Here is a 20,951-nt window from a genome sequence, read left to right as displayed (position 1 = left end):
ATCAGCATGATTGTTACCTCGCACTGTCGGCGTGATCGGTGCTGAGATGAAAGACGTTGACACAAAACAATTCACGAGAGGTTTCTAGGAATGACGCTGGCTCAGATCGACGACCGCACGGAACGTGAGCGCGCGGCGCAGCAGGTGTACGCCGACGGGGGCATCACCGTCGAGAAGCTGGGGGAGCACATCGGTGCCCGGATCGGGCAGGTGAGGCTCGGTGGTGATCTCGCGACCGAGCAGGTCGAGGCGATTCGGGTCGCGTTGGCGGTCAACAAGGCCGTCGTGTTCGAGGGGCAACATCACCTCGACGACGCGGGGCAGTACGCGTTCGCGGGTCTGCTCGGCGAACAGACCGCGCCCCATCCGACTGTCACGTCGCGGGGGACGCAGTTGCTGACCATCGAGGGTGCCGCCAACAGCTGGCATTCCGATGTCACCTTTGTCGACCGCATCCCCAAGGCGTCGATCCTGCGGGCGGTCACCCTGCCGTCCTACGGTGGTGCGACGACCTGGGCCTCGACGGTCGCCGCCTACGAACAGCTGCCGAAACCGCTGCGAGCGTTGGCCGAAGAGCTCTGGGCCACCCACACCAATCTGTACGACTACGTCAATCAGTCCGAGCCGTCGGGTGGCGTCGACATCAGTCGGAAGAGCGAACACTACAAGGAGTTCACCAGCGCCGAGTATCAGACGTTGCACCCGGTGGTGCGTGTGCATCCGGAGACCGGTGAACGCAGCCTGCTGCTCGGCCACTTCGCCAAGGAGTTCCGCGGTCTCAAGTCCGCCGAGTTCGGACAGCTGTACCAGCTGCTCCAGAATCGCATCACCAAGTTGGAGAACACCTTCCGGTGGAATTGGCGGCTGGGTGACGTGGTGATCTGGGACAACCGTGCCACTCAGCACTACGGCATCTCCGACTACGGCAACCAGAAGCGCGAACTCCATCGGATCACCCTCGCCGGTGACGTCCCGGTGGACATCCGAGGTCAGCGGAGTCAGGTGCTGCAGGGCGACGCATCGCACTACTCCGGGATCGAACAGCCCTCGCGGCTCTCGGTGTTCGCGGCCTGACCTATATCGCTTGCGACGGTGGGCGTTCCGTTCGGGACGCCCACCTTTGCTGTGTCTGTGGCCGGGTCGGGGTGGTGACGGCTCTCGGATGCCTGGTCCCTGAGGAGGTTCGGAGTCTGGCGGACTCGTGAGCTGGTCCCTGAGGAGGTTCGGAGCGCTAGCGGAGGACCGTCACGAAGGGCCCGCTTCGTGACGCCCCTCGCAGGCTCGGGGCTCCTCAGGGGTCGGAAGGGTGACGCCCCTCGCAGGCTCGGGGCTCCTCAGGGGTCGGAGGGGTGACGCCCCTCGCAGGCTCGGGGCTCCTCAGGGGTCGGGTGGCGCTACGTCACCAGGCCTTCACGGACGAGCCAGTCGTAGGCGACATCCGAGGGGTCCTCGCCGTCGATGTCGACCAGACCGTTGAGATCCTGCATCACCGAGTCATCGAGACGTTCGGACACGGTCTCCATCAGTGGAGCGATCTCCGGATGTGCATCCAGGGTGTCCTTGCGCACCACGACGGTGCCGCTGTAGGGCAGGAAGAAGTTCCGATCGTCCTCGAGGACGGCGAGGTTCAGGTTCTTGATGCGGCCGTCGGTGGTGTAGACCATCCCGAAGTTGCACGGCGAGCTGTTCGCGGTGGAGGTGTAGACCACCCCGGAGTCCATCTGGGTGACGTTGCCGGTCGGGACGCCGTTCGGGGTGTTGTAGGGCATGTCGTAGGTCTCCAGCATCGGCAGGAATCCGTCTGGCCGGCTGAAGAACTCGTCGTTGATGCAGAACGTCCGATCCGCCACCGGAAGCCGCGTGATGTCGGACATGGTGCGTACGCCCAGCCGTTCGGCCGTCGGGGTCGACGCTGCGAACGCGTAGGTGTTGTTGAAGTCGGCGGGCGGTAGCCACACCAGGTCGTTCTCGGCGAGTTCGACGTCATACACCTGCTGCCACAACTGCTGTGGGTCCGCGATCACGTCGGTCCGCCCGAGATAGGTGACCCAGGCGGTACCGGTGTACTCCCACGCGAGATCGGCTTCGCCGTTGAGCATCGCCTGCCTCGACGATGCGGAACCCGGTGCATTGGTCATGTCGTCGATGTCGGCGCCGGCAGCCGCGAGATAGGTTGCGGCGATCTTGCCCAGCAGAACGCTCTCGGTGAAGTTCTTCGATGTCACCGTGATCCGGGCGCCGTCGAGTGGGGTGTCGCCGTCGGGGAGGGACGCTTCACGGAACGTCCCGGACGAGCTCACCAGTCCGCACGCGGCCAGCGTCACGACGGCCAGCACGAGTACGACGAGACTGCGGGCGGTACGGGTCATGTGTCGTCGGGCGGTCATGCGAGCCCCCTGGGGGTGGCGGCCAGTTCGACCAGTCGGCCCAGCCAGTCGATGGTCAGCGCGAGCAGTCCCACCAGGACGGCGCCGGAGATCAGCAGCTTCGGCAGGAACAGGGTGACGCCGGTGGTGATCAGGGTGCCGAGGCTGGTCGCGCCGATGAATGTGCTCAGGGTCGCGGTGCCGACGAGGATGACCAGCGCGGTACGCACCCCGTTGAGGATCACCGGGACGGCCAACGGCAACTCCACCTGGACCAGCGTGCGCACGCTCGACAATCCGATCCCGCGCGCGGCCTCGACGGTGCGTTGGTCGACCTGGCGCAGACCGACGATGGTGTTCTGCAGGATGGGCAGGACGGCGTACACGACCAGGCCGACGACGGCTGTCCGGAACCCGGTGCCCAGCCAGAACGTGAACAGGACGAGCAGACCGACGGCCGGGGCGGCCTGGCCGATGTTGGCGATGTTCACCGCGATCGGATTGAGCCACTTCATCGACGGCCGGGTCAGCACGATGCCGAGCGGAATGGCGATGGCCACGACGATGACGGTCGCCACCAGCGTCAGGGTGATGTGGTCGGCGATGGTGACACGCAGGTTGTCCCAGGCGAGCGCTGCCTGCTCGACCTCGGTGAGGGTGGTGACCTGGTACCAGACGATGTAGCCGACCAGGAGTGCGACGATGATGAGTGGCTCGAACCACACATCCATCGGGAGTCGTCTCAGTCGTCTCATGCGCGCTCGCCGGGTTCGTCCTCGGCAGCGACGATGACCGGCATGTCGTCGGTGGCGCTGCCTTCGGGGTGTTCGACGTAGCCGAGGTGCTCTTCGTCGGGTCGTGCCTCGGACAGCTGGGATCGGATGACCTCCATGACCGTCCCGATCGAGAGCGACCCGACGACGGCACCGCGGCCGTCGGTGACGAGCACACCGCCCTGGCTGGCCGCCAGCATCGAGTCGAGGGCGTCGTTGAGCGTCGAGGAGCGCGCCACCACCGGCAGCCGGCGATCGATGTAGTCGGAAACCTGTGGTTTGGCGGCCATCTCGTCCAGCGACGGCCAGGCGCGGGGATGGCCGTGTTCGTTCACCACCACCACCCACGTGTGCCCGGCGGCGTGGGCCCGACCGAGGACTGTCTGGGTGTCCTCGCCGACCCGCGCGGTGGTCACGGGTTCGGCGTCCACGTCGCGCACCCGGGACAGCGTCAGATGCGCCAGAGTCGCACCGGATCCGATGAAATCCTCCACGAAGGGCGACGCGGGATTGGCCAGGATGTCCTCCGGCGGCGCGTACTGTTCCACATGGCCGCCCTCGGACAGGATCAGGACCTTGTCGCCGAGTTTGGTGGCCTCTTCGAAGTCGTGGGTGACGACGACGATCGTCTTGCCGAGTTCGTGCTGGATGCCGATCAGACTGTCCTGGAGCCGGACCCGGGTGATCGGGTCGACCGCTCCGAACGGTTCGTCCATCAACAGGATCGGCGGGTCGGCGGCCAATGCCCGGGCGACACCCACGCGTTGTTGCTGTCCGCCGGACATGTCCTTCGGCAACCTGTCCGCGAACTCGGCGGCATCGAGCCCGACGAGGTCGAGCAGATACTCGGTGCGTTCCGCGATGCGCTTGCGATCCCAGCCGAGCACGCGCGGGATGGCGCCGATGTTCCGCGACACCGACCAGTGCGGGAACAGGCCCCCGGACTGGATCACGTATCCGATGCCCTGACGCAGTTCGTCGCCGTTCTCGTGGGTCACGTCGCGGCCGTCGATGAGGATGCGACCCTCGGTGGGTTCGATCAGCCGGTTGATCATCTTCAGGGTGGTGGTCTTCCCGCAGCCCGACGGTCCGACGAAGGCGACGATGTCGCCGGCCTCGATCTCCAGGTCCAGGCGGGCCACCGCCGGCCTGTCCTGCCCGCGGTAGCGCTTCATCACACCATCGAGGTGAATCGACGCCCCGGTGACCTTCCGGTCCGGATTGGTTGACGCGGTGGACGATTCGGTCATTGGAGTCCTTTGGAGATCGTGAGGCGGCCGAGCAGGACCAGCAGTCCGTCGAACACAAGGGCGATGATGACGATGAGAATCGTTCCGGTGAGCGCCATCTCGAGGGCGTTGGCGCCGCCGAGGCGGGAGAGTCCGCTGAAGATGAGTGATCCCAGTCCGGGACCGAGCACGTAGGCGACGATCGCGGCGATGCCGATGATCATCTGCGTCGACACCCGTATGCCGGTGAGGATCACCGGCCAGGCGATCGGCAATTCGACCGAGAGCAGGATTCGCCAGCGAGGCAGCCCGATTCCCCGCGCCGATTCGATCACCGCGGGAGGTACCGAGCGCAATCCGACGATCGCGTTACCGATCACGGGCATCGTCGCGAAGAACGCGAGCATGATGAACGATGGCACAACGCCGAGTCCGAACGGCACGATGAGCAGCGCCAACAGGGCGAGTGAGGGAATGGTCAGGGCGACACGGCTGCTCGTCAGGGTCAACGCGGAGAAGAATGGCATCCGATACACCGCGGCCGCGACGACGACGGCGACGATGGTGCCGACCAGGACGGTCTGAAATGCCAGCGAGGCATGCTGATAGGTGAGGAATGTCAGGTTTGCCGCGTGGTCCTGCACGTAGTCCCACAATTGCACACCGAACCCCCTCGTCATCGGCCCCGACGCGACCGGCCGGTCGGACACCGCCTACTGGATCGGGGAACCGGACCGGTATTCCACCCTATCGCCGAAATCAAACGCTCAGGCGGTTTGTCGCGTTATGTGATCCGGAATCAGCGCGCCCGTTGTTCCGGCAAAGGTCGCCTGAACAGCGCTGATACCGACCAGGTAACGATTCGTCGAAAATGTCAACGATTGTGCCCGGAACGCTCAGATCTTCGCGTCGAAGCATTTCTCCAAGGTGCGCCGCGTTATTCGCCATCCGGCGTCGGTCAGCCGCCACTCGTCGGCGTACCAGAGTCCGAGCAGGAAGGTCGAGTCATCCGGGACCTGCATGGGATTGAGACACAGGGTCCGGGTGGTCGCGGTGTCGCCGTCGACCCGGATGTCGTGATTACCGACGAGGTGGCAGTACGCGGAGAAGGCCGGAAGCACCTGTGACAGCCAGTCCTTCACCGCGCCGACGTCGCCGGTGATCCCGCCCATCGCGGTGTAGTCGATGACGGCGTCCGTGGCGAACACCGAATCGAGGTCATCGAAGCGGGCGGAATCGACTGCGGTGCAGTAGTCGGTGATCACCTGCTCGATCTCGAGGCGGGCGGAGATCTCTTCGATGGTCAGCATGCCCATTGATTACCCCACCGGGGCGGTCCTCGTTAGGGTTATGGGTATGGCAGTGAGCCGCCCCACCGACAAATCCGAGGAGGTGCAACGAGCGCCCCGGGCCCGGATGACCGGCCCGCAGCGCCGTCTGCAGCTCATCGAGGTGGCCCGTGGCCTGTTCGCCGAGCGTGGGTTCGAGGGCACCTCCGTCGAGGAGATCGCCCAGCGCGCCGGGGTGTCCAAGCCCATCGTCTACGAGCATTTCGGTGGCAAGGAAGGGCTGTACGCGGTGGTCGTCGACCGCGAGATGGAAACCCTTCTCGAGATGGTCACGTCGTCGCTGTCGAAGAACCGGTCGCTCTACCGGATCCAGCAGGTCGCCCTCGCGTTGTTGACGTACATGGAGGAACGTACCGACGGCTTCCGCATCCTGGTCCGCGGCGACCGCACCGACAGCGCCGACACCACCACCTACTCGAGCCTGCTGAACGACGCGATCAGTCAGGTCGAACACATCCTGGCCGGCGACTTCGAACGTCGGGGCTTCGACCCCGCGTTGGCGCCGCTCTACGCCCAGGCCCTGGTCGGGATGGTGTCGGTGACCGCGCAGTGGTGGCTCGATGTGCGAGAGCCATCCAAGGAGGTCGTCGCCGCGCACCTGGTGAACCTCTGCTGGAACGGTCTGACCCGTCTGGACCCCGCCCCCGAACTGGTCGGCCCCGAGTATGTGGAGGCACGCGACCGCACCACGGCGGACGAACAGGAGTGACGACGGGCCTCAGCCCATCACGACACTCCGCTTGGCGAGGCCCATCCAGAATCCGTCGATCGCCTGATCCGGGCGCTGCTCGACGTCATCGCTGGCGCCGAGCGCGACGAACAGCGGTGCGAAGTGTTCGATCGTCGGATGCGCGTAGGGCATACCGGGTGCGCGGTTGCGGAAGTCGAGCAGTGCTTCGACGTCTCCCGCCGCGAACCGTTCGTGGGCCCAGGCATCGAACTCGGCCGACCATCCCGGTGGTGTGGCCTCGGGGCGCCGGTCGGTGAGGTACGGAAGTCCGTGGGTGGTGAAGCCGGAGCCGATGATCAGCACGCCTTCGTCGCGCAGGGGTGCGAGACGACGTCCGAGGTCCAGGAGCCGCTCGGGTTCCAGCGTGGGCAGCGAGATCTGCAGGACCGGGATGTCGGCCTCGGGATACATGACCGTCAGGGGCACGTAGGCGCCGTGATCGAGGCGTCGGTGGTGATCGATGGCAACCGGTTCGCCGTCGGGCATCATCGCCGCGATCCGCGCGGCGAGGGCGCCGGCGCCCGGCGACCAGTACGTCGTCCGATAAAAGCGGTCGGGGAATCCCCAGAAGTCGTAGGTGAGCGGGGTGCTCGGGTCGGTGGACCCGATGGTCAGCGGCGCCGCCTCCCAGTGCGCGGAGACCACGAGGATCGCGGTCGGACGCGAGAGGGTGCGTGCCAACTCGGTGAGCTGTTCCACCCACAGGGCGCTGTCGACAAGGGGCGGCGCGCCGTGACTCAGGAACAGGGTCGGCGGACGCTGCGTTCCCGCGGTGTCGGTCATGATCTGCTCAACTCGTGCACTGGCCCGATTGATTCCCCATGTCCGATCGACCGGCTCGTCGCGCGGGTCCGGCATCATCGTCGTCATGGTCACCATTCGTCCTGCGCTCGCCGCAGACTGTGCGGCGATCGCCGACATCTATGGGTACTACGTCGACAACACGGTCGCGACCTTCGACTACGAGGCTCCCTCCGTGGCGGCGTGGGAGGCCAAACTCTCGGCCATCGAGGCGGCCGGGCGGCCGTTCCTCGTCGCCGAGGAAATCGATGGCGCGCAGAGTTCCGGCGTGCTCGGGTTCGCGTACCTCGGACCCTTCCGGGACAAGCGTGCCTACGAACGGACGGTCGAGGACACCATCTATCTCCGTCGTGACGCCGGCGGGCGTGGCATCGGCACGACGCTCCTCGCGGCCCTCGTCGACGCGGCAGATCCCCAGAACGTGCGGCAGATCATCGCGGTGATCGCGGCCACCGGCGGTGAGGCATCGATCGCGCTGCACCGCAAGAACGGATTCGCCGAGGTGGGTCGAACGCCGGCGGTGGGCTACAAGTTCGATCAGTGGATCGATTGCGTGTACCTGCAGCGGTCGGTCGGCTGATCAACAGCGCATTCGGTCGATGGCGGAGCCGTCGTTAGAATCGCAGGAGTGTCGACTACCCCCGCCCTGCACGGGCTCGCCGCGGTCACGTGTGCCGACAAGGCCATCGCGGACCTGCGCAGCCGTCGCGGCCAGGACCGGCTCGACATCACCGCCCCCGACGCCGCCCGACCGTTCGCGGTGGCCTGTCTCGCATCCGATCGGTCCGACGGGAACACCGCCCCGTTGCTCGTGGTCTCGGCGAACGGGCGCGAGGCCGACGACCTGACCGCAGAACTCGCCGAACTCCTCGACGATCCGGCCGCGGTCGCCCAGTTCCCCTCCTGGGAGACGTTGCCGCACGAACGGCTCTCACCCAGCGCCGACACCGTCGGACAACGACTGGCCGTGCTGCACCGGTTGGCCAACCCGGAGGACGGGGCGACGCTGCGGGTGGTGGTCACCACCGTGCGTTCTCTGGTCCAGCCGATGGCGCCGGGTCTGGGTTCGGTGCGCACGATCCTGTTGCGTGAGGGCATCGAGCTGGACTTCGAGCAGCTGTTGGGCGACCTGGTCGAGATGGCCTACGAGCGGGTCGACATGGTCGGCCGGCGCGGCGAGTTCGCGGTGCGCGGCGGAATCCTGGATGTGTTCCCGACGACCGCGGATTTCCCTGTCCGAGTCGAGTTCTGGGGCGACGAGATCTCGGAGATGCGGGCCTTCTCGGTCGCCGATCAGCGCAGCCAACCCGAGGTCGACGTGTCGTCGGTCCGCATCCACCCAGGCCGTGAACTCATCCTGTCCGCCGCGGTCCGTGACCGTGCGGCCGAACTGGCCGAACGGCACAAGGGTGAGAAGGCGCTCGCCGACATGCTCACCAAGCTCGCCGAAGGCATGCCGGTCGAAGGTATGGAAGCGCTCATCCCGATGCTGGTCGACGGGCAGATGCAGCTGCTGACCGAGGTGGTGCCGGACGGCACCGGCGTGCTGCTGCTGGACCCGGAGAAGATCCGCACCCGCGCAGCGGACCTGGCGCAGACCGGCGCGGAGTTCCTGGAGGCGTCATGGACGGCCGCCGCGATGGGTGCCGACGCGCCGATCGACGGTCGCGAGCCGGGTGACACCGGAATCGACCTGCAGGCCAGCGCATACCGCTCGCTCGACGAGGTGGAGAAGGCGACGCTCGCGGCCGGCCGGGCGTGGTGGACGATCAGCCCGCTGGCGACCGGCGCCGACCAGGAACTGGCGCTCGACATCACCGCCGGGCCCGCGCCCCGTGGCAATGACGACGAGATCGCCCAGACCTTCACGAGCCTGCGCGCCCATGTCACCACCGGCGGTACCGCGGCAATCGTGGTGGCGGGCAAGGGGACTGCGCAGCGTGTGGGGGAGCGGCTCGCCGAAGCCGAGGTGCCGGCGGTCATCGCCGAGCCCGGCGCGCGACCGGAGACCGGACAGGTCACCGTGTTCCACGGGACGTTGCGGGCCGGGCTCGTCTGTCCCGACGCCCGGCTCGTCGTCGTCACCGAGGCCGACCTGACCGGCAACCGGGTTGCCGGGGTGCGCGATGGGCGTCGTCTGCCGGCCAAACGCCGCAACCAGGTGGATCCGTTGGCGCTGTCCGCCGGTGACCTCGTGGTGCACGACCAGCACGGCATCGGCAAGTTCGTCGAGATGATCGAGCGGACCGTCTCCGGCGCTCGCCGGGAGTACCTCGTCCTGGAGTACGCGGCCGGCAAACGTGGCCAACCCGGCGATCGGCTGTTCGTGCCGATGGATTCGCTGGACCAGTTGTCGCGCTACGTCGGCGGCGAGCAGCCGTCGCTGTCCAAGCTCGGCGGATCGGACTGGCAGAACACCAAACGCAAGGCGCGCAAGGCGGTTCGTGAGATCGCGGGCGAGCTCGTCCAGCTCTACGCCGCCCGCCACGCCGCTCCCGGCTACGGGTTCAGCCCGGACACGCCGTGGCAGCGGGAGATGGAGGACGCCTTCGACTTCACCGAGACCGTCGATCAGCTGACGGTGATCGCCGAGGTGAAGTCCGACATGGAGCGGCCGGTTCCGATGGACCGGGTCATCGTGGGTGACGTCGGGTACGGCAAGACCGAGATCGCGGTCCGGGCTGCGTTCAAGGCCGTGCAGGACGGCAAGCAGGTGGCCGTTCTGGTGCCGACAACGATTCTGGCGCAACAACATCTGCAGACGTTCACCGAGCGGATGACGGGCTTCCCGGTGCGGGTCCGAGGGCTGTCACGGTTCACCGACCCCAAGGAGTCGAAGGAGATCGTCGACGCCATGGCGTCGGGCGAGGCCGATGTGGTCATCGGTACCCACCGCCTGTTGCAGACCGGGGTGACCTGGAAGGACCTCGGCCTCGTCATCGTCGACGAGGAACAGCGCTTCGGCGTCGAACACAAAGAGCACATCAAATCACTGCGCACCCACGTCGACGTGCTGACGATGTCGGCGACCCCCATCCCGCGGACCCTGGAGATGTCGATGGCAGGCATCCGCGAGATGTCGACCATCCTGACACCGCCCGAGGAACGCCACCCCGTGCTCACCTATGTGGGCGGCTACTCCGCCAAGCAGGTCGGCGCGGCCATCCGCCGCGAACTGTTGCGGGACGGCCAGGTGTTCTACGTCCACAACCGGGTGTCCACCATCGACAAGACCGCCCGCGACATCGCGCAGATGGTGCCCGAGGCCCGGGTCGTGGTCGCGCACGGACAGATGAACGAGGACCAGCTCGAACGCACCGTCGCGGGGTTCTGGAACCGTGAGTACGACGTGCTGGTGTGCACGACGATCATCGAGACCGGCCTCGACATCTCCAACGCCAACACGCTGATCGTCGACCGCGCCGAGAACTTCGGGCTCTCGCAGCTGCATCAGCTCCGTGGACGCGTGGGACGCAGCCGGGAGCGCGGCTACGCCTATCTGCTCTACAGCCCGGAGCGACCGTTGACCGAGACCGCGTACGACCGGCTCGCCACCATCGCGCAGAACAACGAACTCGGTGCCGGGATGGCGGTCGCGCTGAAGGATCTCGAATTGCGAGGCGCCGGAAACGTTTTGGGCGCCGAGCAGTCCGGTCATGTCGCCGGCGTGGGTTTCGACCTCTACGTTCGTCTGGTCGGCGAGGCGGTGGAGGCCTACCGGGCGGCCGCCGACGGCAAACCCGTCTCGACCGGCGAATCAACCGAGGTCCGCATCGACCTGCCGGTGGACGCGCACATCCCGGTCGAGTACGTCGACTCCGACCGGCTGCGCCTGGAGGCCTATCGCAAACTGGCCGCCGCCTCCGACGACGACGCGGTGGACGCGGTGCTCGCCGAACTCACCGACCGCTACGGGGAGCCGCCGGAGGAGACGCGCCGGCTCGCCGCGATAGCGCGGTTCCGGCTGCGGTGTCGGGAGCGTGGGGTCGCCGAGGTCGGTCTCGCCGGCACCGGCGTCAAGATCTCCCCGATGACCTTGCTCGACAGCGAACAGGTGCGGCTCAAGCGGCTGTATCCGTCGGCCGGTTACCGGGCGACGACCTCGGTCATCACGCTGCCGATCCCGCGCACCGGCGGTGTCGGTTCGGCTCGCCTACGCGACGAGGAACTCATCGACTACCTCACGAAGTTCCTGCTGGCCTTGCGGGCAGATCCCGCCTGATCCCTCCTGCCGCCTACTCCCTCGAGATGGCTGACGTTGCCGCGTGTGTCAGCGCAGCCGTTGCCATCCGCCTGGGATACGTTCGTCAGACCAGCGTTCGAAGGGAGGCCGATCGCCGATGACCGTGATCCTGCTCGATCCGCTGCGGCCCGACGTCATACCGACGCGCGCACTCCCGTTGCTGTCCGGACCGCTCACGGTCACCGAGGATGTCCACCCGTCCACACTGTGGGATCTGGGCCTGACCGGAGCGACCTGGGCAGAACGCGACGACCTCGACGCCACCCTGCTCACGAGCGACGCCACCCACGGATTCGTCCGGGCACGCATCGAGCGTGGGGAAGACGTCATCAGAGCCCGCCCGGTTGCCGGTGACGCTCTGCTCGAGTCGGTCGCCCTGATGGACACCCTGCGACGAACCGGCCCGTGGGAGAGCACCCAAACCCACGTCTCGCTGCGCCGCTATCTGCTCGAGGAGTGCTACGAACTGCTCGACGCCATCGACGACGGCGACCACATCCTCCTGCGTGAGGAACTCGGTGACCTGCTGTTGCAGGTCCTGTTCCATGCGCGGATCGCGGCAGACCACCCCGACGAGCCCTTCGACATCGAGGATGTGGCGCAGAGTTTCCTCACCAAGGTCCGCGGCCGCACTCCTGGCGTTCTGTCGGGCGCGCACGCCGATCTGGAGACGCAGATCAGGGAATGGGAAGAGCGCAAGGCCGCCGAGAAGGCCCGCGGATCGGTGCTCGACGGTGTGGCCACCACCGCCCCCGCGCTCGCCCTCACCCAAAAGGTCCTCGAACGACTGTCGGCCGCCGGCTTCCCCATGGACACCATCGACCCGGACATCGTGTCGGTGACTGTTGCGCCGGGTGGCGACAGCGTCGAGGAAGTCGCGCGGCAACGAGTGCGTCAGCTGATGTCGCAGGTTCGGGACGCGGAGAAGCGCGCCGAAGCCGATGGTCTGACGTTGGACGATCGCGAGGCGTGGGAGTCGATGCTGAACCCGGTCGGCGACGAGCGGGAGTCCACGACGGGCCGGTGACGGCGCGCCCACAATCCCAGGAACCAAAATCCCAGGAACCAAAATCCCAGGAACCAAAATCACTGTCGCAAAGTTGTCATGGAGAATGCTGTGAGCCGCGGGCGGAACCCCGCGGTGTAACTGGGTGTGGAGGAATGAGGATGGGACGGCGCCGAACCGGGCGACGACTGGTGTTCGCGCCGATGATCATCGGGGCGACGGCGCTGGTCGCGTCGGCGTGTATCGACCTGCCGTCGCTGAATCGGCCGGACATCCCCGAGGGCATCCCGCCGGGCGCTGGCGCCCCGACCCCGTACATCGACATCAATGCGCCGGGACGCACCGCCGAATTGATGCGGGATTGGGCGCGACCGATCTCGGAGTCCACCGGCATCCCGTTGATCGCGATGGAGGCCTACGGCAATGCTGCCGAGATCCAGCGGCAGCAGCATCCCGAGTGCGGCCTGGCCTGGACCACGCTTGCCGGTATCGCCGCGGTCGAGAGCAAGCACGGCACGCACCGCGCGACCACCATCGCGCCCAACGGCGACACCGCACCCCCGATCCGCGGGGTCGCGCTCGACGGCACCCGCGGCAACATGGAGATCCGCGACTCCGACGGCGGCACGCTGGACGGCGATTCCGTCCACGACCGCGCGATGGGTCCGTTCCAGTTCATTCCGCAGACGTGGGAACGCTACGGCGTCGACGCGAACGGCGACTGGCGCGCCGATCCCGACAACCTCGACGATGCAGCGCTGTCGGCTGCGAGGTATCTGTGTGTGTCCGCCGATGGGGACATGACCACGCCCGAAGGCTGGGAGCGGGCGGTGAAGACCTACAACAACTCGACGCCCTACGTCCTCGACGTGCGTGATCGGGCGAACGCGTACTCGATCAACGTCCGATACTGAACGTTCGGCGAACTAGTCCTCGGCTTGCTGCGTGCGTACTTCGGGCAGCGATTAGGCTTTGTCGCGTACCTGTCGGCGCCGATCGGCGTCGTTCCGTCGAGGGATAGGGGCTAGAACTGTGGCAATGATCGAACAGGTCGGCGCACGCGAGATTCTCGATTCGCGCGGCAATCCGACCGTCGAGGTCGAAGTCGTGCTCGATGACGGCACCTTCACCCGCGCAGCGGTTCCCTCCGGTGCGTCGACCGGTGAGCACGAGGCGGTCGAACTCCGTGACGGCGGGGAGCGCTACGCCGGCAAGGGTGTGACGAAAGCGGTCGAGGGTGTCCTGGGCGAGCTCGCGCCCGCCGTGATCGGCCTCGAGGCCGAGGAGCAGCGACTGGTCGACCAGGCGCTTCTGGACTGCGACGGCACCCCGGACAAGGGCCGGATCGGCGCCAACGCGATCCTGGGTGTGTCGCTCGCGGTGGCCAAGGGTGCAGCGGAATCGGCCGGCCTGCCGCTGTTCCGCTACATCGGTGGACCCAACGCGCACATCCTGCCGGTGCCGTGCATGAACATCATCAACGGTGGCGAGCACGCCGACAACGGCATCGACTTCCAGGAATTCATGATCTGCCCGGTGGGTGCGCCGACCTTCAAGGAAGCGCTGCGGTGTGGCGCGGAGGTGTACCACGCACTCAAGTCGGTGCTGTCCAAGCAGGGGCTGGCGACCGCCCTCGGCGACGAGGGTGGATTCGCCCCCGATCTGCCGAACACCGATGCCGCGATCACCGTGATCGGTGAGGCGGTCGGCAAGGCCGGCTACAACTTCGGCAAGGATGTCGTGATCGCGCTCGACGCGGCGGCCACCGAGTTCTACCGCGACGGTGTGTACAAGCTCGAGGGCAAGGACTACTCGACCGACGAGATGGTGCCGTTCTACGAGAAGCTGGTTGCCGACTTCCCGATCGTCTCCATCGAGGACGGTCTCGCGGAGGACGATTGGGCGGGCTGGGCCAAGCTGACCGAGGCCGTCGGCGACAAGGTGCAGCTGGTCGGCGACGACCTGTTCGTCACCAATCCCGAACGCCTCGAGCGCGGCATCTCCGAGGGCGTCGCGAACGCCCTACTGGTCAAGGTGAACCAGATCGGCTCGCTGACCGAGACCCTCGACGCCGTCGCGTTGTCGCACAACAACGGCTACAAGACGATGATGAGTCACCGCTCCGGTGAGACCGAGGACACCACCATCGCCGACCTCGCCGTCGCATGCGCATCCGGCCAGATCAAGACCGGTGCGCCGGCCCGCAGCGAGCGTGTCGCGAAGTACAACCAGCTGCTGCGGATCGAGGAAGGTCTCGGCGATGCGGCACGGTACGCGGGGGACCTCGCCTTCCCACGATTCTCGTTTGGTTCGTGATTAGCTGGACCCCATGACATCAGGCGGGCGCCGGGAACGGAGTGAGCGGGCCCAACCCGCGGAGCGCCGGGAACGGAGTGAGCGGGCCCAACCCGCGGAGCGCCGGGAACGGAGTGAGCGGGCCCAAGTGTCTCGTGGGGTCGAGGGCAGGCGTCGTCGGACGCGGGCGGACCGTCGTGGGAGCACCACGCGCGGTCACGCTCGGCCCGGCACGCCGGGGGCCCGTGCCGGCGGACACCGGAGGGAACGGATCTCGGTCACCGAAACCGGTGAGCAGGAAGTGCACGACGACCTCGTTCCCGAGGTCGAGGACGGCGTCGATGACGCGGCGGACGGTACCGAGCGGCGTGGTTCCTCTCGCGTGCCGGGCCGTCCGCGGACGGCCCGACGCCGGTTCGATCGGGCGTCGTTGCTGGCCCGCGCCGAGGGGCTCGATGCGAAACGCGCGATCGTGTTGGCCCTGGTGATCAGTGTCGTGGCGCTCACGCTGGCGATGCCGGTGCGCACCTACTTCTCGCAGCGTGCCGAGTTCGATCAGCTCCGAGCCAGCAACGATCAGTTGCGGACCGAGGTCAGCGACTATCAGCAGAAGGTCAACGAACAAGGTGACCCGGCCTACGTCGAGGCGATGGCACGCGAACGCCTGCAGTTCGTGCGGCCGGGAGAGAAAGCGCTGGTGATGATGTTCCCGGGTGACGATGCTCGCGTTGCAGCCGAGAAGCAGGCGGCCGAGCGTGCGCGTAGTCCCTGGTATGGCAACCTGTGGGAGTCGGTCGCGACCCCGCCCGCCATCAAGTGAGCGTCTCCGAATCCGACCTCGCGACCATCGCCGCGCAGCTGGGCCGGGAACCGCGTGGGGTGATCGAGGTCAGCTACTACACTCCCGACGGCCAGCCGGCGGTCATCAAGACGTCGCCACGATTGCCTGATGGGACGCCGTTTCCGACGCTCTACTACCTCACCGATCCGCGGCTGACGGCGGAGGCCAGTCGTCAGGAGTCGGCGGGCGTGATGAAGGCGATGACCGCGCGCCTGGTGACCGACGCCGATCTGGCCATCGAGTATCGCCGCGCGCACGAGTCGTATCTCGCCGAGCGTGATGCGATCGAGTCGCTGGGCACCGACTTCACCGGCGGTGGGATGCCGGATCGGGTGAAGTGCCTGCATGTGTTGATCGCGCATTCGTTGGCGAAGGGCCCCGGCGTCAACCCGCTCGGCGATGAGGCGGTCGCGCTGGCGGCCGATCGTGGCCTGCGCGGTAGTGCGGTCCCGGCGGATTGGCCGAGGAGCGCCCACGGTACCGGGGCGGAATCCGAGGGAGGGGAGCGGTGACCGTTGTCGGCGCCGTCGACTGCGGCACCAATTCGATCCGTCTGCTCGTCGCGCGGGCGACCGATGTGGGGGACCGATCGGTGCCCGGTCTCGTCGACGTGCACCGCGAGATGCGTGTGGTGCGCCTCGGCGAAGGGGTGGACGCCACCGGCCAGTTCGCTCCGCACGCCATCGAGCGCACCCGCAACGCCCTGGCCGATTACGCCGACATCATGGCGTCCGCGGGCGTCGATCGGATCCGGATGGTCGCGACGTCGGCGACGCGGGATGCCGCGAACCGCGAGGAATTCTTCGCGATGACCGCCGAACTGCTCGGCGCTGTGGTTCCCGGCGTGTCCGCCGAGGTGATCACCGGGGACGAGGAGGCCCGATTGTCCTTTCGGGGTGCGGTCGGCGAATTGAGTTCTGCAGGTGGTCCTTTCGTCGTCACCGATCTCGGCGGTGGTTCCACCGAGGTGGTGGTGGGTGATGCCGGCGGCGTCACCGCGGCATACTCCGCGGACATCGGATGTGTTCGGTTGACGGAGCGGTGCCTGCCCTCGGACCCGCCGTCGGAGGCGGAGATCGCGGCGGCGCGTGACTTCGCGAGATCTCGGCTCGCTCCGGCGTTCGATTCGGTTCGGGTCGACGGCGTGCACACCTGGGTGGGGGTCGCGGGGACGATGACGACACTCGCCGCGCTCGGGGCGGGACTGACCGAGTACGACCCGGAGGTCATTCACCTCTCCAGGATCTCGTTCGACGATCTGGCGGATGTGTGCGACCGGGTGGTCCACATGACCCGGGCCGATCGTGCCGCGCTGGGGCCGATGCATCCTGGGCGCGTCGATGTGATCGGCGGCGGTGCGCTCGTCGCCATGGAACTCGCGCGGGTCCTGGGTGAGCGGTCCGACGTCGACGAACTGGTGGTCAGCGAGCACGACATCCTCGACGGCATAGCCATAGGATTGCTGGTCTGACAACAGACCCTGATGCCCAACATTTTTGTTGGGTATGGTGGCGGTATGACATCGGCTCGCGTTCGTGACATGCCCCGCTCCCGGAGGCCCCGTTCGGAGGATCCCGCCGACCCATTGGCGCCGGCACGGGTGAGCTACCTCGCCGACAGCTTCGGCAAAGCGCGCCTCGCAGAACTCATCGGTGTCAGCCGCTCGCAACCGACCCGCTGGATCTCCGGCGCGGAGTATCCGGGTCCGGTCGCGGGCCCGCTGCTCATCGACCTCGAACACATCTTTGCGCGGGCACGACTGATCTGGGGCGAGCGCGCTGCTCAGACATGGCTGATCAGTCAGAACGTGCACCTCGGGGGAGCCCGGCCGATCGATGCCTTGCGCTTGTCCGGGGCTGCCGCCGTGTTGACGGCGCTTGATGCCGAGGCCTGGGGAGGGGCGGCCTGAGTGCTCGCCTACCGGGTTTTTCCCTACCTCGAGTCGGCCCCTGCCCGTCGTCCCGGGCACCCGCTGTACGAGCACCGGCCGCAGCTCGGCGGCCGGATCGACCATCCGGACCGCCACGTGTGGTACCTGTCTCGGCACGCCGAGGCCGCATGTGGGGAGACGTTCGGCAACCTTCGGGCATGGGTTGACGACATGTTCGACTTCCCGCAGGTGCCCGGGGCCCGGCGAGCGCTCGGGACATTCCGGTTGCCGGACGACCTCCGCATCCTCGACCTGGACGACCCGGCGCAACTGGTGCGGCTCGGGCTGCGTCCCTCGCAGGTGGTGATCCGGAATCTGACGGTGACGCAGCGGTGGGGGCAGCAGATCTACGAGGAGGCCGACGTCCGCGGGGATCGCGCATGGGATGCGGTGTCCTGGTGGTCGTTTCATCGGCCGCAATGGAGTGTGCTCGCTTCGTGGGTGCGGCCGGAGGTGGTGGCGGTTGACGAACTCGACCTCGACCATCCCGCGATCATCGACGCCGCCGAGGCGCTCCTGCGGCCGCTGGAGCGGTAGGGCGCCGGCGGAGTCCCGTTGATCGAGTAGTCGGCGAACCCCACCGGCGAACCCCACCCGTTGATCGAGTAGTCGGCGAACCCCACCCGTTGATCGTGTAGCCGGCGAGCGGCAGCGAGTCGGCGTGTCGAGATCTGGTGGGGTTGCTTCGGGCGCAGGAGGTCTCGATACGCACGCTCACTTCGTTCGCGGGCTACTCGACCGGCGCAAAGGGGGGTCGGGCTGTCCATTCGTTGATCGAGTGGCTGCGACTTATTCGTTGATCGAGTAGTCGGCGAGCGGCAGCGAGTCGGCGTATCGAGATCTGGTGAGATGCGTTCGGGTGCAGGGGGTCTCGATACGCTCGCTCACTTCGTTCGCGGGCTACTCGACCAGCGGTTGGGGTGCGCGGGCTACTCGACCAACGAAGGGTGGGGTGTGCGGATTATGCAGCCACGCGCAGCGAGAGATCGTTGCACGCCTCGCATACCGTCTCGGGGATGATCCCGCGACGCTGAAGGAAGCCGAAGGCGACGCATCCGAGGCAGAGGCCGAACACGAACTCCAGGGTCGCCGCCACGATGAGCACGCCGGTCGCGATCTGGGCCGCGAGCCCGAGACCGAGCAGTGAGAGGACGAGGGCGCTGCCGCTGACGACGAGGCCGATGGTCTGGGCGAACCGCTTCGGCGGGCCGGGCACGAGTTTGGTCTTGCGCCAGATCTTCGGTGCGATGACCCGCACCGACAGCTGGCCGAACGGAGAGAACCGCGGACCTGCCATCACCCGGAGGAGGAAGCCGAGCGCGAGCACCGCGTATACCGCCGGGTGGTCGACGACGATCGCCACCACGGCGAGCGCGATCACCAGGCCCGCGGTGGAACGGGCCGCGTAGTCGTTGACCGGGTTGGGAAACGTCAGCGCCGACGGCAACGTTGGGGACACCGAATACCTCCTGAAGAACAGCTCTGCCGAAGGTAGACAACGTCGCGACCCCGGGCAATGATTCCGCTCACGCCGGTTCGGACTCCGCATCGAACCCGGAGATCGCGGCGAGCACGTCCTCGCCGTACTGCTCGAGTTTGGCATCGCCGATGCCGGACACCGATCGCAACTGCGTCGCCGACGTCGGTCGCAGCGCGGCGAGCTCACGCAGCGTCGCGTCGTTGAACACCACATAGGGCGGGACACCGCGCCGCGATGCCTCCGCCTTGCGCCACGCCCGCAGATGTTCGAACAGCCCGCGGTCGGCGTCGGCGATGTCGGGTGCCGAGCGCGAACCGCGGGTACTGCGGCCGGCAGGCCGCGCCGGATCGGTCCGCAACATCACGGTGGTCTCCCCGCGCAGCACCGGTCCGCTCCTGTCGGTCAGGGTCAGCACTCCGTAGTCGCCCTGAGGCGCGATGATCCCCGAGGCAACCAGCTGGCGGACCACGCTGCGCCAGCCGGCGGCGTCGAGGTCCGTGCCGATGCCGTAGGTGGTCAGCCGGGTGTGTCCGCGTTCTCGGATGCGGGCGGTGTCGGCGCCGCGCAAGATGTCGATGAGGTGGCCGGCGCCGTAGGGTGGATCACCGAGGTCCCGCTGCAGCCGCACCATCGTCGAGAGCAACTTCTGTGCCGGCACGGTGCCGTCGAAGGTCTTCGGTGGGGTCAGACACGTGTCGCAGTTGTCGCATGCCTGTGCGTCCTGCCCGAAATACCGCAGGAGTTGAGCACGCCGACAGTCCACCGTCTCGCACAGCGCGAGCATCGCGTCGAGGTGTTGTTGTTGGACCCGCCGGTGGTTCGCGTCGCCGTCGGACTGGTCGATGAGTCGACGCTGCTGCATGACATCTGCCAGCCCGTAGGTCATCCACGCCACCGACGGCAGACCATCGCGCCCCGCGCGACCGGTCTCCTGGTAGTAGCCCTCCACGCTCTTGGGCAGATCGATGTGGGCGACGAACCGCACATCGGGTTTGTCGATACCCATGCCGAAGGCGATGGTCGCGACCACCACGACGCCGTCGGCGCGCAGGAATCGTTCCAGGGTGTCGTGGCGGACGTTGCGATCGAGGCCGGCGTGGTACGGCATCGCGTCGACGCCGTTGGCCGCCAGGAACGCCGCCGTCTTCTCCACGGAGGCGCGGCTCAGGGCGTAGACGATGCCTGTGGCGGGTTGCCCGTCGACGTGGCCGTCGGTGCGGATGAAGTCGAGCAGTTGTTTGCGGGGTTCGGATTTGGTGACGATGCGGTAGGTGATGTTGGGACGGTCGAAATCCGCGACGAAATGCCGGGCGTCGGCGAGGTGGAGGCGTTCGGTGATCTCGGCGTGCGTGCGGCGGGTGGCGGTCGCGGTCAAGGCGATGCGCGGGACATCCGGCCACAGTTCGGCGAGCTCGCCGAGTGCGAGGTAGTCCGGCCGGAAATCGTGTCCCCACTGTGAGACGCAGTGGGCCTCGTCGATCGCGAACAGCGAGATCCGCCCCTGCTGCAGCAGGGCCCGGCACCCGGCGGTGTTGAGGCGTTCCGGCGCGACATAGAGCATGTCCAGTTCGCCGCTGCGAAAAGCCGATTCGACCTCGGCGCGCTGCTCGGAGGTCTGGGTGGAGTTCAGGTACGCCGCGCGTACCCCGAGTTCACGCAGCGCAGCGACCTGATCCGACATCAGTGCGATCAGCGGCGACACTACGACCCCGCAACCGTCCCGGACGAGCGCGGGCACCTGATAGCAGAGGCTCTTGCCGCCGCCGGTCGGCATGAGCACGACCGCGTCGCCGCCGGCAACCACGTGCCCGACGATCTGCTCCTGATCTCCCCGGAACGACTCGTAACCGAAGGTCGAGGAGAGGACCTGCCACATGTCCGCCATAGGGCACAACGTTACTGGCGGGC

General features: G+C 67.2%; 20 protein-coding genes. 12 read left to right on the top strand and 8 right to left on the bottom strand.

Annotation, left to right across the window (positions count from 1 at the left end; all coding sequences use genetic code 11):
• Nucleotides 1-90: 90 nt before the first annotated feature.
• Nucleotides 91-1,074: a TauD/TfdA dioxygenase family protein gene (locus VZC37_RS01670; protein ID WP_330430681.1), complete on the top strand. Its 984-nt coding sequence runs from the start codon at nucleotides 91-93 to the stop codon at nucleotides 1,072-1,074.
• Between the two features lie 320 nt (nucleotides 1,075-1,394).
• On the opposite strand, the gene VZC37_RS01665 is transcribed toward VZC37_RS01670, so the two are convergent.
• The 5 genes from VZC37_RS01665 to VZC37_RS01645 form a co-directional block, all read right to left on the bottom strand.
• Nucleotides 1,395-2,369 (bottom strand): glycine betaine ABC transporter substrate-binding protein, encoded by a 975-nt coding sequence (locus tag VZC37_RS01665; RefSeq protein ID WP_431309338.1) that lies wholly within the window; start codon nucleotides 2,367-2,369, stop codon nucleotides 1,395-1,397.
• A 14-nt stretch (nucleotides 2,370-2,383) separates the two neighbouring features.
• Nucleotides 2,384-3,121, bottom strand: a complete 738-nt coding sequence (locus tag VZC37_RS01660) for an ABC transporter permease (RefSeq protein ID WP_330430679.1) — start codon at nucleotides 3,119-3,121, stop codon at nucleotides 2,384-2,386.
• Nucleotides 3,118-4,389, bottom strand: coding sequence for an ATP-binding cassette domain-containing protein (locus VZC37_RS01655; RefSeq protein ID WP_330430678.1), 1,272 nt, complete (start codon nucleotides 4,387-4,389; stop codon nucleotides 3,118-3,120). The genes VZC37_RS01660 and VZC37_RS01655 overlap by 4 nt, the downstream gene beginning before the upstream one ends.
• Nucleotides 4,386-5,030: an ABC transporter permease gene (locus VZC37_RS01650; protein WP_330431674.1), complete on the bottom strand. Its 645-nt coding sequence runs from the start codon at nucleotides 5,028-5,030 to the stop codon at nucleotides 4,386-4,388. Before VZC37_RS01650 ends, VZC37_RS01655 begins: the two co-directional genes overlap by 4 nt.
• Before the next feature lie 234 nt (nucleotides 5,031-5,264).
• A complete protein-coding gene (locus VZC37_RS01645) occupies nucleotides 5,265-5,678 on the bottom strand; it encodes a nuclear transport factor 2 family protein (protein ID WP_330430677.1) in 414 nt (137 codons plus the stop codon).
• A gap of 46 nt (nucleotides 5,679-5,724) precedes the next feature.
• Between VZC37_RS01645 and VZC37_RS01640 the strand changes: the two genes are divergently transcribed.
• A complete protein-coding gene (locus VZC37_RS01640) occupies nucleotides 5,725-6,426 on the top strand; it encodes a TetR/AcrR family transcriptional regulator (protein ID WP_330430676.1) in 702 nt (233 codons plus the stop codon).
• A 9-nt stretch (nucleotides 6,427-6,435) separates the two neighbouring features.
• Here VZC37_RS01640 and VZC37_RS01635 read toward each other — a convergent pair whose 3' ends face one another.
• Nucleotides 6,436-7,230 (bottom strand): dioxygenase family protein, encoded by a 795-nt coding sequence (locus VZC37_RS01635; protein WP_330430675.1) that lies wholly within the window; start codon nucleotides 7,228-7,230, stop codon nucleotides 6,436-6,438.
• Between the two features lie 85 nt (nucleotides 7,231-7,315).
• Between VZC37_RS01635 and VZC37_RS01630 the strand changes: the two genes are divergently transcribed.
• The 10 genes from VZC37_RS01630 (at nucleotide 7,316) to VZC37_RS01585 (ending at nucleotide 18,100) form a co-directional block, all read left to right on the top strand.
• Complete coding sequence (locus VZC37_RS01630) at nucleotides 7,316-7,828, top strand: GNAT family N-acetyltransferase (protein ID WP_330430674.1); 513 nt, start codon at nucleotides 7,316-7,318, stop codon at nucleotides 7,826-7,828.
• 48 nt (nucleotides 7,829-7,876) lie between these two features.
• Nucleotides 7,877-11,470, top strand: coding sequence for a transcription-repair coupling factor (mfd, locus tag VZC37_RS01625; RefSeq protein WP_330430673.1), 3,594 nt, complete (start codon nucleotides 7,877-7,879; stop codon nucleotides 11,468-11,470).
• Between the two features lie 118 nt (nucleotides 11,471-11,588).
• On the top strand, nucleotides 11,589-12,518 hold the full coding sequence (locus tag VZC37_RS01620; protein ID WP_330430672.1) for a nucleoside triphosphate pyrophosphohydrolase: 930 nt from the start codon (nucleotides 11,589-11,591) through the stop codon (nucleotides 12,516-12,518).
• 134 nt (nucleotides 12,519-12,652) lie between these two features.
• Nucleotides 12,653-13,411: a lytic transglycosylase domain-containing protein gene (locus tag VZC37_RS01615; RefSeq protein WP_330430671.1), complete on the top strand. Its 759-nt coding sequence runs from the start codon at nucleotides 12,653-12,655 to the stop codon at nucleotides 13,409-13,411.
• 118 nt (nucleotides 13,412-13,529) lie between these two features.
• A complete protein-coding gene (gene eno, locus VZC37_RS01610; RefSeq protein WP_330430670.1) occupies nucleotides 13,530-14,813 on the top strand; it encodes a phosphopyruvate hydratase in 1,284 nt (427 codons plus the stop codon).
• A 280-nt stretch (nucleotides 14,814-15,093) separates the two neighbouring features.
• Nucleotides 15,094-15,612 (top strand): FtsB family cell division protein, encoded by a 519-nt coding sequence (locus tag VZC37_RS01605; RefSeq protein WP_330430669.1) that lies wholly within the window; start codon nucleotides 15,094-15,096, stop codon nucleotides 15,610-15,612.
• Nucleotides 15,609-16,145 (top strand): DUF501 domain-containing protein, encoded by a 537-nt coding sequence (locus tag VZC37_RS01600; protein WP_330430668.1) that lies wholly within the window; start codon nucleotides 15,609-15,611, stop codon nucleotides 16,143-16,145. Before VZC37_RS01605 ends, VZC37_RS01600 begins: the two co-directional genes overlap by 4 nt.
• Complete coding sequence (locus tag VZC37_RS01595; RefSeq protein ID WP_330430667.1) at nucleotides 16,142-17,104, top strand: Ppx/GppA phosphatase family protein; 963 nt, start codon at nucleotides 16,142-16,144, stop codon at nucleotides 17,102-17,104. Before VZC37_RS01600 ends, VZC37_RS01595 begins: the two co-directional genes overlap by 4 nt.
• 45 nt (nucleotides 17,105-17,149) lie before the next feature.
• Nucleotides 17,150-17,542 (top strand): MbcA/ParS/Xre antitoxin family protein, encoded by a 393-nt coding sequence (locus VZC37_RS01590; RefSeq protein WP_330430666.1) that lies wholly within the window; start codon nucleotides 17,150-17,152, stop codon nucleotides 17,540-17,542.
• A complete protein-coding gene (locus VZC37_RS01585; RefSeq protein WP_330430665.1) occupies nucleotides 17,543-18,100 on the top strand; it encodes an RES domain-containing protein in 558 nt (185 codons plus the stop codon).
• A gap of 424 nt (nucleotides 18,101-18,524) precedes the next feature.
• On the opposite strand, the gene VZC37_RS01580 is transcribed toward VZC37_RS01585, so the two are convergent.
• Nucleotides 18,525-19,022: a DUF4395 domain-containing protein gene (locus VZC37_RS01580; protein WP_330430664.1), complete on the bottom strand. Its 498-nt coding sequence runs from the start codon at nucleotides 19,020-19,022 to the stop codon at nucleotides 18,525-18,527.
• Between the two features lie 67 nt (nucleotides 19,023-19,089).
• Nucleotides 19,090-20,928: a DNA helicase RecQ gene (gene recQ / locus VZC37_RS01575; RefSeq protein ID WP_330430663.1), complete on the bottom strand. Its 1,839-nt coding sequence runs from the start codon at nucleotides 20,926-20,928 to the stop codon at nucleotides 19,090-19,092.
• Between the last annotated feature and the right edge of the window lie 23 nt (nucleotides 20,929-20,951).

Origin of the sequence: Gordonia sesuvii (genome assembly GCF_036350415.1) — a bacterium.
Classification (GTDB): domain Bacteria; phylum Actinomycetota; class Actinomycetes; order Mycobacteriales; family Mycobacteriaceae; genus Gordonia; species Gordonia sesuvii.
The sequence above is the reverse complement of the archived record's forward strand: the minus strand, read 5'-3'. Positions and strand labels throughout refer to the sequence as shown.